Below are 12,338 nucleotides of genomic sequence, written 5' to 3' on the forward strand. Positions count from 1 at the left end.
GTCCTTACTACAAACTTGCTTATCTATCAATTTCAACTTGACGTACTACTAGCAAACTAGCCAACAAATACTCAGTCTATGTATTTGGCTCTTAAGGCTTGGCTACACTAGTAACATCCTTGTTAAGAACCCCTAAAGCTGTAGACAAATTCGATTTATTTGGTGCAGAGGCTTTCAGTCCTGCCTCAATCTCATCGGCTTTATCTTCAATTTGTTTGTAGGTAGTAGGAGATTTAGCTTTGACTCCATCCTCAACCTTTGACCATAAATCTTCAAATTTATCAAATTCCCCTTTCGCTTTGGTAAAATCTCCCGCCTCAACTGCGGTCTTAGTATTGGTAACAACACCCTGTAGACCTTGAAATTCAGTTGTTGTAGCCGGAGTGGCTGCTGCACTAGGGGTGGTTGTCGCAGCCGGAGTGGCTGTTGTATCAGAGATAGAACTCCCAGCAGGTGGCGTTTGTGCAGTAGGTTCTTCAGCCTGATTGCATCCAACCAAAGTCATCATGCTGATTGCAGCAACTATTAATACTGGATTAAAACGATTCATTCTAAACTCCTCATCAAAACTCGTTTGTGTAGACTAGTACCGCAAAGCGGAAATCAAAAGTCTTTCATTTTGGGCTTTCTGGCTGTAATGAAATAGTAGGTTTGTTTTTGCCGACTTGTACTAGCGTTCATATTTTACGTTGACTATCAACAAAAATATTACCTAATATTTTTGTCATTCAAATATTAATGCTATCAAGGTAAAAAACTCGGAAAGAACCAATATTTTCTCTTTCCGAGTTTTTTATTTGCTGTGCTTTCCCTTAGAGGTTGTTTGAAAAGTGATTGGCTGTGATTTTAATTGCATTGTTACCCCCCTTAGTCCCCCCTTTAGAAGGGGGGAAACAAGAAAAATCCGGTTCCCTCCCCTTGTAAAGGGGAGGGTTAGGGTGGGGTAAAAAATATTTAATACATCAATCGTGACTTTTCAAACATCCTCTTAAGAACAGAGTCTATCAAGACTCCTCACACCAATTGCTGAGTTCGAGTCTTGTCTGAAAAAACTCGATTTTTCTCATTTCATTTGCATTTCAGGTGATATTGAGCCTACATTAGCGTATTGGGAAAAAGTTTCTACCACTGGAAAAATACCATGAAACGTTCATTTCGTAAGTATCATCGTATCCTTGGCATCATCCTATCTGTGCCACTTATGTTAACCGTGCTGACTGGAATATTAACAACCTTTGTCCGCGAGTGGTCTATTGGTATAGGAGTTCCAGCTAGCTTCCTGTTAAGTATCCATACAGGCGAAATCTTTCATCTGCAAGGAATCTACCCAATTTTGAATGGATTAGGACTTCTGGCATTGTTGGTGACAGGATTAAATATGTCTGGTTTATTTGGTAAAAAAGCTCGGCAAAACCCTAATAATTAAACTAAGAAGCTAGTGGCAAACGTACCTGAATGAATACAGTGTAACCATTTCATTGATTTTGAATGAGCGGTTTATTTACGCCGTGGCTTGCTAGCTAGTAATTTCAAGACTCTATTTCAGCTAATTCTAACCAGCGTTCAGTCGCTACATCGATCGCGTGCTTGAGATTTTCCACCTGATTATAGAGTTTTTGCACTTCGCTATAATTCCCCGGTGAGACATTCGCCAGTGTTTTCTCGGTTTCCGCTTTCTGGGCCTCTAACTCGGCAATTTTACCTTCCAACTGGTCAAATTCTTTCTTTTCCCAATTAGATAACCTCCGCCGCTTGGTATTCTCTACCTGTTTGGGTGAAGCCGCACCATTTTGGACTTCGGCATTTTTGGGTTTCTCTTTAGCGTTCGCAGCTTGTTGCTGTGCTTCTTCAGCCTTCTTATAGTCCAGATAAATCGAGTAATTACCTGGATATTGCCTCAGATTACCGCCTTCTTCAAAGGAAAATACTGTGTCGATGGTGCGATCGAGAAAGTAGCGATCGTGAGAAACTACAATTACACACCCGACAAAATCTTCTAAATAATCCTCTAATACTGCCAATGTCTGAACATCTAAATCATTTGTCGGTTCATCTAAAATTAAGACATTAGGCGCACTCATCAAAACCCGCAACAGAAATAAACGGCGTTTTTCCCCACCCGAAAGTTTACTAATTGGGGCATACTGCTGATTACCAGGAAACAAAAACCGCTCCAACATTTGCGAAGCGGTGATTTGAGTACCATCGGTAATTTTGACAAATTCTCCTTCTTCTTTGATGTAGTCAATCACGCGCTGATTTTCGTTTAAGGCTGTGAGCAATTCTTCCGAATGCTGGTTAAAATAACCGATGTGAACTGTAGTACCAATTTCCGCAATGCCGGAATCTGGCTTAATCCGTCCAGTAATGATATCCATTAAAGTGGATTTACCAGCACCGTTAGCGCCAATAATGCCGATGCGGTCTTCTGGACTAAATTCGTAGGTGAAATTATTAATCAGAGTGCGTCCATTGTATGCCTTAGAAATGTTATCTAACTCAATAACCTTTTTCCCAATGCGACGACCGACTGTCGAAATATCAACTTTACCCTGAACTTGTTTAAATTCAGTATCCCGCAGAGCGTGAGCGCGGTCAATTCGAGCTTTTTGCTTGGTACTTCTGGCTTTTGGGCCTTTTTTGAGCCATTCCAACTCGCGGCGCAATAAGCCTTGGTGTTTGCGTTGACTGCTGACGGCAGATTCTTCAGCTAAAGCTTTCTTTTCGAGGTAATATGAGTAGTTACCTGTATAGGTGTAAATGTCGCCTCGGTCGATTTCAATAATCCGGTTGGTAACGCGATCTAGAAAATAGCGATCGTGGGTAATCAGAAACAATGCACCGCGATAGCGATTTAAATAACTTTGTAACCATTCCACAGAAAGAGCATCAAGATGGTTTGTCGGTTCATCCATGAGCAAAGCATCTGGTTCTGATAGCAAAGCTGATGCTAAAGCAATGCGCTTGCGATAGCCTCCAGATAAAGTACTTATCTTGGCATCAAAATCAGAAATTCCTAATTTTGTCAGAATGATTTTGGCATTAGTTTCTAATTCCCAAGCACCAGTCGTATCCATCTGTTGCATCACCACAGAAAGGCGAGACATCAGTTGACTATCATCTGGATAGTGAACCAATTTATCAGAAAGTTCTTCATACTCGCGTACTAAAGCCATGTGTTCGCCACTGTCAGCGAAAACTTGCTCTAAAACTGTGTGATTTTCATCTAAATCTGGCTGCTGAGGTAAGTAGATAATTTTAGAACCGGAATTAATTAAAATTTGACCGCTATCAATGGATTCTAACCCAGCGATCATTTTTAATAGAGTTGATTTACCTGAACCGTTAGTACCAATTAATCCCACTTTATCGGTAGCATCAAGGCTAAAGCTAGCATCTTTTAAAATTTCCTTGATACCAAAGTCTTTTTTTACTGATTGTAGTGTAATAATACTCATAAGATTGAAGTCATTAATTATTTTTCATTAGTGAGTAGGTAAGGTATTTGCCTTACCTACATTCGCAAAACTCTATACAAATAAATCCAAGGGAAGGTGTCCATACATTTCGTTGATTCCATCTTCGTCATAAGACTGGCAAGATACTAATACACCACGATGATGTCCATCATAGGAATCAAGATAACACAAGCCGTTTTTGCCATTTAATTTGATATAAACTGGCCCTTCGGGTGTAAGTAAATTGTTTGGCGGTTCATAACCCAAAGCCAGAGAATAGGTTTTCATTGCCAATATTCCTTCTTCTGCCGTATCAGCACAAATTCCTAAAATTTGGTAATCAGTAAGCTTGGTGAGCAAAATTAAGGCATTACGAATTACTACTTTTTCTGATGAGTTGAGGATAGGGGCAATGTCTAGACAGTTGAATTTGTTCAGTAATTTTTTCGCTTCTTCGGCAGTGAGATTTTGAGGATTGGAGGTTGACATAAACTTCGACTATTATCTGGTTAGCTTTTCTGTGGTGTTTGAGTTGGGACTAGGACCGCAAGGCAAAAGTCACTCATGCTTGAATTTTGGGCTTTCTGGCTGTAATGAAATGGAACGTTTCCACTGATCTGTACTAACCCAACTTATACCATTTTGGATTTTAGGTTTTGAATTGGAAATAGTCCAATGTATTGGAGAATTTGTCTGAGGTCAGAGCAAATTCCATAATTTTAGACCTTGCAGTCTCATGCCCACTTCCCTTTTACGGTTGATTTTGGACATTCCCAAGGTTGAATATAAAGGGTACGCCATTTTTTGAGTCATTACCCATAACCAAGACTTTCGGCATCTGAGCGCCGCCAGTCTTCCAAGCTTCAATGGCTTCTTTTTGCAGAACTAACTGCCCTCCTTGGGCTTTGAGTGTCTCTGCTAAAAGTCTTTGAGCTTCTGCCCTACCTTTGGCGCGATTCACGTCTGCTTGCGCTTCTTGTTCGGCTTCCCGTGCTACATAAACGGCTCTTTGCGCTCGTTGTTCAGCAATTTGTTTTTCTTCAACTGCTCTGGCAAATTCTGGTGAGAATGCTAAATCAACTACGCTAGTATCTAACACAATTATCCCATATTTGTCTAAGCGATCGCCTAACGCATTATCGAAGTCTTCTTTTAACTCACTTCGTTTGGTAATCGCTTCTTCTACTGTTCTTCTAGCTGCGGCAATTTTAAATGCTTCTTGTGTCTGAGGGGCAATGATTTTTGAAACAATATTCTCTAATGTTCCTTGTTTTCTTCTAACTTCAACTACCTTTATCGGATCGAGGCGAAAGTTAATTGCAAATCTTGCAGATAAATTTTGCAAATCTTTAGTGGAACTCTCTGCTGGTACTTCAAATTTTTGCACCGTTAAATCATATACATCTATCACGGTGATAAAAGGCGGTTTTAAATGAATACCTTCCAATAAAGCGCCATCTCTGGCTTTACCCAAGATGCTGATTACTCCTGCTTGTCCTGGGTTAATAATGATAAAGGAATTTAGCCCAATAATCACCAGTATTGCTAACACAATTCCCAAAACTGTGGTTTGCCAATTACCCAATTGCTGATTTTTCAAATTCCCTTCTCCAATATTTAGTTAGTCATACCAATTCTATATGAGGCTGCATAGAAATATAGAATAAAAAACATGGAAGATTAAAGAGCAAAAGCAAACGATGGCACGTCCTTTCAACGTAGAAATATCGGAGAGTGCTGAGTATTTGTCCAAAAGTCTCAAGAAGGCTCGCACAGCTTTTGAAAAAGAACGTTTACAAATGATGTGGTGGATAAAAACAGAACAAGTTAGACAGCATAAGGAATTAAGCCAACGACTGGGTAGAGATGGCTCAACCGTAACAAGGTGGTTACAAAAGTATCGACAAGGATTCTATGCATCTTCATAGAAAAGAGCTTCTAGGATAAAATTATAAGAAGAGGCAGAAATCACCTGCTCAAAAGTAAGTTGGTCGAATAATTCTTGGATGCGATCGCGTAATACCAATTCTGTATGAAGATGCACATAAAAAGACCCCACTGTAGTCCCCTCGATGCCTTGGGGGGACGGCGTAGCCGGGGGGTAAATATATGTAGCTTCAATTCAAATAAAATGCGATCGCATACAAAAAAAATGGTAACGATCGATTTCACAAAATGCTACGTTAACCTTTATGATGACGATAGCAACAAGCAAAAATCGTACCTATTAAGTCAATGAAATGGATCTTAACAACTGCTTTGATTTTGAGCAGCACTACTCAATATTCTGCACAAGTAATAGATCGAGCTAAACAACCAACTACTAATAAACAGCCTGCACAACCAGTTAAAACACCTGCTTCACTTCAACAACCTACTTCTCGACCAGTTTTTACTTTGCCAAAAGCACCTGCTCCATTAAGTCCTGTATCTGGGCGTAGAACAGGAATGGGTAGTCGAGATAATTGTCCTGCGGTTTCAACCCCGCTCACTGCCTTAGTACCATTTCAAGAGGAACAAAAGGTTGGCAAACAGACAAACAAATCAATTATCGGGACTGTAGAAGGACTAACCACTTTAGAACGGCCTACGTTTTGGTTTTACATTCCCTACACTAAGAATTTGTCTAATTCAAGTGCTGAATTTAGCTTACAGGATAGCGCCGAAAATGATGTTTATAGAAATGCGATCGCCCTACCTTCAAAGCCAAGCATCATTGGTATTTCTCTCGCTAGTACTGCTTCATTAAAAGTAGATAATACATATCGCTGGTATTTCAAAGTACGTTGTAACCAAGAGACAGCAAGCATTCCTGTATATGTAGAAGGGGACATTAAAAGAATCAATTTAGATGCTCGTGTTATGCAACAATTAGAAGCCGCAAATGAGCCTAGAAAAAAAATTATAATTTATGCTAAAAAAGGGATTTGGTTTGACGCTTTAGATATGCTAGCACAAATACGTATTTCTAATTATAATGATGCATATCTTGAAAAAGATTGGCAAAGTTTATTGCAATCAATCAATTTGGATAATCTTGCTACGATGCCCCTAATAAAATTACCAACCCGCTAATAATTTCATATCCAGTAAAGTATCTATAAACCTAGATTTTTACAACCAATTACCAACTATAACGTAGGGTGCCCAGTACATCGGACGGTTATATTCAGGAGCTTCAAGTAATTTTAATTGAGCAAAGCGTAAAGCTTCTGCCGTAGTTTTACCAGTCACTAACTGGCGGTAAAATTCATCAATAAATAAAGCTGTAGAGTCATCGCCAATTTGCCATAGGGAGGCTAAAGTACTCCGCGCACCAGCACGCAGGGCAACTCCTGCTAATCCCAATGCAGCTCGGTTATCTCCTGCTGCTGTTTCGCAAGCACTCAAAACAAGTAATTCAACTGGCTCTGTTAGTTTTTGCTCTCTACTTTTGAGCAAACTATCTAATTCACTCACATTGATGCGTCCATCAGCTGCTAGGATAAAAGTGTCTTTTGCTTTAGAACTAAATTGCCCGTGAGTTGCCAAATGAACAACTCTAAAAGCTTGAGCGTTGATGGTTTTTGCTAAATTTGTACTGGTAAAATTTTTATCTAATAATGTAGTTGTCGATACGCCTGATTCCTGAATGAATTTCAGTTCAACCTTAACGTTGGGAAGTGGTGCAAACTTTTCATTTTTGGGTGGTTGTGATAGTCCTCCAGCAAGGGCATTTAATTTTTTCTGTCCTAGAGGTTTGGGAGTAAATAGTTGCAGTCCGGGGCTAATAGCTACAGAGTATTTTTGGACTAAATACTCTCTGCCATCATATAATGCAGACATCGGGATATTTCGCAGCAACCCATCTGGAATAAAGACTAGAGTATTAACTTTACTATTTTTAAGGTCTGTTTCAACTGGTTTAATTAACCAGTTATAAAGTTGTTGAGAAACTGTTTTAAATTTATGATCGGCATCGGGTTGGACTATTGTCTTTCGTATTTCTGTAATAACTTGCTCTACTTGCTGACGGTTGACTTGAGAAGTTTTATGAATCAACGGTTGCTTAGGAAGTTTGATGATAACTTCTAAATAGTTATCTAGGATAATCGGATAGAAAATAGCAGTATTCGGGTTGTTGCGGTCTACTACTTTGTCTAGCACCACAAATTGGTTGCTCAAGCAAGCTTCTCGAAAAAAATTGTCGAGTTCTGCAACTTGCAAGGCCTCTATTCGCTGACGTGCTTTATCTAAATCTGGTTTTCCTTGTCCTTTCTCTTGTAAAAGCAACTCTACAGACTGTCGATAAAGAGGTTCTATGCGATCGCGAAAATTGAACTGCACGTCTCGATTAACCGCGACTAAATCGCTGCGAAGAGATTGAAGAGTTGTTACAGCAGCATCATAAGCAGATATGGCGGCTTCGATATTTCCCTGTGCTTTGAGTAAGCGTCCTAACTGCCACTCAAGGCGATAAGCTATATCTGAGGCATCGATTTTTTGAGCCAGAAACAACCCTTGCTGCGTCAAATCCTGTGCTTCTTGCCATTGTTGGTTCTGCTCGTAAACTTCTCCCAAGCTGCCTAGTGCATAAGATTGGGCACGTTCATCGCCGATGATTTTGGCTTGTTGAACGCTAGTTGCCAGAATCTCTGCAATGTCTTTTTTGTTACCAATTGCGGTCAAAGTCTGAGCAAAATTGATCCGTGCATAAATACCAGCTTGATTGGTAGGCAGATTCGGGAGTTGAGATTGAATTGTGGGTATTAATGACTTTGCTTCAGTGATGCGTTCGTTTTCGACCAGCAAACTCAGCCGATTAATCAGGGCTTGAACTTTGGACAGAGAGTTTGGTGCAATTTTGGCAGCATTTTCATAATGAGCGATCGCACCTTTAATATTACTTAACGACCTAGCAGTATTACCGAGACTAAATTCCGTCAAGCTAATTTCTAGAGGCAGTTGCAGACGTTGAGCGATTTCTAAGCTTTGTTGTAAGTTTGTCTGGGATGACTCTAGTTCGCCTAATTGTTGTAAGACATTGCCAAGCGATCGCAAAGCTGTTACTTTTACGGGTGAGTCAGGTTGGGAAGTTAATTGTTGGGATACTTCATTCAATATATCTAAGCTACGGCGGTAAAAACCAGCAACTCGTAGAGCTTGTGCTTGGTTAATCCGGCTGCGCGTTACTCCAGCATTGTCACCTAATTTCTTCCAAATTTGCTCTGCTTCTTGTGATGTTTTCACAGATGCATCAGTTTGTCCCTGTGATAGTTGCAATTCGCCCTGAATATTTAGAGTTGGTGCCAGAATTTCTAACAATTCAGATTTTGGATTGTTGACATTTAACTTTTGATTTATCTCATCCCAGCCAAGCAAATTTAAGCTATTGTCAATAGTTGCATAAGCTTCTTTCCAGGAGCCGAGTTGCTGGTATACAACAGAGAGATTAGTCAGCGCTGCGGCTTGTGCGAGGTTATTGCTTTCTTGTTGATAGATACGGACAGCTTGTTGTAAAATAATTACGGCTTCAGTAAAGCGTCCAGCTTGATAAAGCCCTTCTCCTTGCTCAAGAAGTGCCTGTGGTTTTGTCGCTGGGGGTTTATTGGTTTGGATGTGAAACTCGTTTGGTGAATTTGTCTGGATTTGTTTAGCGAATGTACTAGGGATAATAGTCAGGAAAACAGCAAGGGTAAATAGGAGTACGGGAGTTACCGCAAATCTAATTACTCGCTTTGGCAGCTGAAATTTTGCCATGTTTCACACCTCCCTGAGATACAAAACAGGAAGCAGGTGTTTGCCAAGGACTGTGGGGGTTGAGTTGAGGAACTTGTGCTACTAATTCTATGTTTCCCTTGCGATCGATTACCCAGCCAGAAGCTTCCACAATTGGAATTGTAGCAGCAATGGGAGTAGTTGAAACTGCTGTTGGTTGTGGCACAGGCGTTGTGTTTGCCAAGTTTTCTGATTTTGGTCTTAATTTTACCCACGCAGACACAGTACTTGAATCTTGTAATGGTTCAGTAGGACTCATGGGTAGTCCGCCGCGTCCCGTTGCCACAAATGTATTTTGGAATTGCCGAGTTCCAGGTGTGCAGGCGGTAGAAATTTGCCTAGAAGCATCAACTAGATTAGTAGGGAGTTCGATTAAACCGCTAGTAGGGTCGATATCAGGTCTAGTGATTTCTACATTACCGCTCAAGGAGCGAGTTGCCCCTGTGGCGGTAATGTCGCTTGTTTGAAGAGAACCTATATCCCGAAACTGTAGGCCAAAGATACCTTTAGTATTGATTTTGACATTACCGCCACGAAAATCAGTAGAGTTGGCAGTGATGTCGCTATTTTGAAAGCCAGCCAGGACATCGGCATTAATATTGATGTTGCCGCCAAAAACGTTTTCTCCTGTGGCATTGGTTATGATCTTGCTACCGCGAGTCATGATCAAATCTTTTGAATTAATGTTAATTGTCGCTTGTTCCCTATTCGAGTCAACTTTGGGGCTGCGTGTATTCGCGAGAAGTGAGCCGTTGTTTAAACGGATAGAGCGAGCATTTAACGTCATGTTGCCTGCAGTTGCTGTTCTGTTCTCAGAACTCCCCACGGTTATTTCTGCCCCATCTAGCACTAGCAAAGTATTAGTTCTCACCGTAAGATCACCCGCATCCACTCTTGGATTATTAAAGCGTGCATCAGTAGCTAACTTACTGGCAAACTCACCATTAGCGTTTTCACCAATCAATTGCACATCTTGGGCATCAACAGTCAAACTACCCCCCTTGCCCGCACCGGCACTGGCAGCACTTACCGCTGCCCCATCTCGCACTAGCAAGGTATTGGTTTTGACAGTAACATCACCCGCATTCCCTGTTGACTTTGAGTTTGCTTGAGCAAATAAGCCACTGCTATACTCAGCATCAGGGGTTGTACCAATCAGTTGCACATCTTGGGCATCAACCCTCAAATTTCCCCCCTTGCCCACACTGCGAGTGGCAGTACTTACCCGTCCCCCATCTCGCGCTAGCAGGGTATTGGTTTTAAGCGTAATATCACCTGCATCCCCTGTTGAGTTTGGCTCTGCAGTAGCAAACAAGCCACTAAATAACCGACTATCAGGGGTTGTACCAATCAGTTGCACATCTTGGGCATCAACCCTCAAATTTCCCCCCTTGCCCGCACCGAAAGTGCTAGCATTTACCTGTGCTCCATCTCGCACTAGCAGGGTATTGGTTCTGAGCGTAAGATCACCCGCATCCCCTGTTGAGTTTGGCTCGGCATCAGCAATCAAGCCACTGGGAAACTGACCATCAGCGCTTGTACCAATCAATTGCACATCTTGGGCATCAACCCTCAAATTTCCCCCTTTGCCCGCACCATATGTAAGAGTATTTATCTGTGCCCCACTCTCAAGCCGCAAGTTGCTTGCACTGATACTGACATCACCTCCCTGTCCATTTGCTCCTGATTGCACCAGATTAGTAATCTCACTACTAGTGTTAAGGTTTATTGCGACCGTGGCATTAACCGAAATATTTCCTGCCTGAGTACCAACTGTCCCTAAACCTTCTGCTATTCCAGCCCGAAGGAAACTTGTTCCCGTCATCTCTAAATTACGGGTATTAACTGCAATACTACCGCCTCCGTTTGAGATAACATCAACTCTGGCACCATTCGTCAGCGATACATCCGCTCGCTGCACTCCCACAGGAAAACTCAAACTCCCATCATCATTGAGTCCTACCGTCCCAGCAGCAGATAATCCTCCTAACTCAACTCGTCCACCAAAAGCATTCAACTGACCCCCATCCATCTTGATATCGCCGCCTACTAGCAGCAAACTCTGACCATTTGGGACACGTAAACCAATTGCATCTTCACCGTCCAGACGAGTTCCTGCTGGCGCAATTGAAATATTTTGAATCGGGGAAGCCGCAATTTGATTGAATAATAAGGCATTTGGATTTACTGTTAACAAGGCTGAAGGTGCTTCTGGATTCGAGGCGCTGAAAAATCCCAAATTGCCAAACCCAATGGCATTGGCTGTTGTGGCGACAAACGAACCGCCGATGTTCAAACTAGCATTTTTACCAAAAATAATCCCATTGGGATTAATTAGAAACAGATTGGCTCTGCCCTTAGATTTGATTAAACCATCAATATTAGAAATTAACTTGCCTGTTACTCGTGTCAGGATGTTCTGAATATCGGGTGCATTATCGAACAAAGCAGTACTGCCATTGGGAACAGAGAACTCCCCAAAGCTGTGGAACAGATTACCCCCTCTTGTGGTTCCACCTTTAATAATCCTGGTATTGCCCTGTAATTTCACATTGGAATTATTTGGCAGAGTGCCATCTGGGGTGATTTGGGCAACTGAGATATTTGCATAAAAGGCGATGAACCCACTTCCAATGGCAATTCCTAGACCTTGTAACCAGTCCAAAGGCGCACTTCTAAAAGACATTGGACTCTCCTATAGAAAAGGAAATTTAGCTTGGAAGCCTTAATCCAGAGTGTAAGTATCAGGTTAATAAATTTATGTATAAGAGAGGATATTAGCAAATTGGCGTTACTAAATCAAGTAAATAAACTAGATCAAACGCATCTAAAGTATAAGAATCCTTCAATAGCAAGGGTTTGAGCGTTTGAGAATTGAGGCTATTTTTTCAATAATATCCTTATGCAGCGAGGCTTTCACAAATTACGCGCATTTGCCCCGATTAATAAAATCAACTCACTGCTACCAATTAAAAATCAGAAGGCAAAGCGAAAAAACTTCTGATTCTCAGCCGTGAATAAAATCAACTCACTGCTACCAATTAAAAATCAGAAGGCAAAGCGTAAAAAACCTCTGATTCTCAGCCGTGAATAAAATCAACTCACTGCTACCAATTAAGAATC

The 12,338-nt window shown here is 41.3% G+C and carries 10 protein-coding genes; 3 read left to right on the forward strand and 7 right to left on the reverse strand.

Translation table 11 applies throughout. The features are described 5' to 3' along the window. Positions 1-91: 91 nt before the first annotated feature. Entirely contained in the window at positions 92-550 is a 459-nt protein-coding gene (locus tag RMZ95_RS31520) for a DUF4363 domain-containing protein (RefSeq protein ID WP_322684258.1), read from the reverse strand. A gap of 591 nt (positions 551-1,141) precedes the next feature. On the opposite strand from RMZ95_RS31520, the gene RMZ95_RS31525 reads away from it, so the two are divergent. Further along, on the forward strand, positions 1,142-1,426 hold the full coding sequence (locus RMZ95_RS31525) for a peptidase (protein ID WP_322684257.1): 285 nt from the start codon (positions 1,142-1,144) through the stop codon (positions 1,424-1,426). A 103-nt stretch (positions 1,427-1,529) separates the two neighbouring features. On the opposite strand, the gene RMZ95_RS31530 is transcribed toward RMZ95_RS31525, so the two are convergent. From RMZ95_RS31530 to RMZ95_RS31540, 3 genes are all read right to left on the reverse strand, one after another. Beyond that, positions 1,530-3,458 carry an ABC-F family ATP-binding cassette domain-containing protein gene (locus RMZ95_RS31530; RefSeq protein ID WP_322684256.1) on the reverse strand — a complete coding sequence of 643 codons (1,929 nt, stop codon included), beginning with the start codon at positions 3,456-3,458 and terminating at the stop codon, positions 1,530-1,532. A 72-nt stretch (positions 3,459-3,530) separates the two neighbouring features. Continuing rightward, positions 3,531-3,947 carry a DUF1824 family protein gene (locus RMZ95_RS31535; RefSeq protein WP_322675311.1) on the reverse strand — a complete coding sequence of 139 codons (417 nt, stop codon included), beginning with the start codon at positions 3,945-3,947 and terminating at the stop codon, positions 3,531-3,533. Positions 3,948-4,209: 262 nt separating this feature from the next. Beyond that, positions 4,210-5,058, reverse strand: a complete 849-nt coding sequence (locus RMZ95_RS31540; RefSeq protein WP_322675310.1) for a prohibitin family protein — start codon at positions 5,056-5,058, stop codon at positions 4,210-4,212. Between the two features lie 100 nt (positions 5,059-5,158). On the opposite strand from RMZ95_RS31540, the gene RMZ95_RS31545 reads away from it, so the two are divergent. Then, positions 5,159-5,386, forward strand: a complete 228-nt coding sequence (locus RMZ95_RS31545) for a helix-turn-helix domain-containing protein (protein ID WP_322684255.1) — start codon at positions 5,159-5,161, stop codon at positions 5,384-5,386. Here RMZ95_RS31545 and RMZ95_RS31550 read toward each other — a convergent pair. Continuing rightward, positions 5,371-5,502: a hypothetical protein gene (locus RMZ95_RS31550; protein WP_322684254.1), complete on the reverse strand. Its 132-nt coding sequence runs from the start codon at positions 5,500-5,502 to the stop codon at positions 5,371-5,373. The two genes, RMZ95_RS31545 and RMZ95_RS31550, sit on opposite strands and share 16 nt — an antisense overlap. A 191-nt stretch (positions 5,503-5,693) precedes the next feature. Between RMZ95_RS31550 and RMZ95_RS31555 the strand changes: the two genes are divergently transcribed. Then, complete coding sequence (locus RMZ95_RS31555; protein WP_322684253.1) at positions 5,694-6,533, forward strand: DUF928 domain-containing protein; 840 nt, start codon at positions 5,694-5,696, stop codon at positions 6,531-6,533. A 39-nt stretch (positions 6,534-6,572) separates the two neighbouring features. Here the strand turns inward: RMZ95_RS31555 and RMZ95_RS31560 are convergent, their stop codons facing one another. Continuing rightward, entirely contained in the window at positions 6,573-9,197 is a 2,625-nt protein-coding gene (locus RMZ95_RS31560) for a CHAT domain-containing protein (RefSeq protein ID WP_322684252.1), read from the reverse strand. Continuing rightward, positions 9,163-11,901 carry a filamentous hemagglutinin N-terminal domain-containing protein gene (locus tag RMZ95_RS31565; RefSeq protein ID WP_409884276.1) on the reverse strand — a complete coding sequence of 913 codons (2,739 nt, stop codon included), beginning with the start codon at positions 11,899-11,901 and terminating at the stop codon, positions 9,163-9,165. The genes RMZ95_RS31560 and RMZ95_RS31565 overlap by 35 nt, the downstream gene beginning before the upstream one ends. Positions 11,902-12,338 lie beyond the last annotated feature (437 nt).

The organism is Nostoc sp. DedQUE07, from assembly GCF_034530975.2.
GTDB lineage: Bacteria > Cyanobacteriota > Cyanobacteriia > Cyanobacteriales > Nostocaceae > Nostoc.

What these genes read in the sequence shown, in the direction of transcription:
- RMZ95_RS31525 (WP_322684257.1), top strand. Translation starts at nt 1,142, where the DNA reads ATGAAACGTTCATTTCGTAAGTATCATCGTATCCTTGGCATCATCCTA.
- RMZ95_RS31555 (WP_322684253.1), top strand. Translation starts at nt 5,694, where the DNA reads ATGAAATGGATCTTAACAACTGCTTTGATTTTGAGCAGCACTACTCAA.
- RMZ95_RS31535 (WP_322675311.1), bottom strand. Translation starts at nt 3,947, where the DNA reads ATGTCAACCTCCAATCCTCAAAATCTCACTGCCGAAGAAGCGAAAAAA.
- RMZ95_RS31545 (WP_322684255.1), top strand. Translation starts at nt 5,159, where the DNA reads ATGGCACGTCCTTTCAACGTAGAAATATCGGAGAGTGCTGAGTATTTG.
- RMZ95_RS31560 (WP_322684252.1), bottom strand. Translation starts at nt 9,197, where the DNA reads ATGGCAAAATTTCAGCTGCCAAAGCGAGTAATTAGATTTGCGGTAACT.
- RMZ95_RS31565 (WP_409884276.1), bottom strand. Translation starts at nt 11,901, where the DNA reads ATGTCTTTTAGAAGTGCGCCTTTGGACTGGTTACAAGGTCTAGGAATT.
- RMZ95_RS31530 (WP_322684256.1), bottom strand. Translation starts at nt 3,458, where the DNA reads ATGAGTATTATTACACTACAATCAGTAAAAAAAGACTTTGGTATCAAG.
- RMZ95_RS31520 (WP_322684258.1), bottom strand. Translation starts at nt 550, where the DNA reads ATGAATCGTTTTAATCCAGTATTAATAGTTGCTGCAATCAGCATGATG.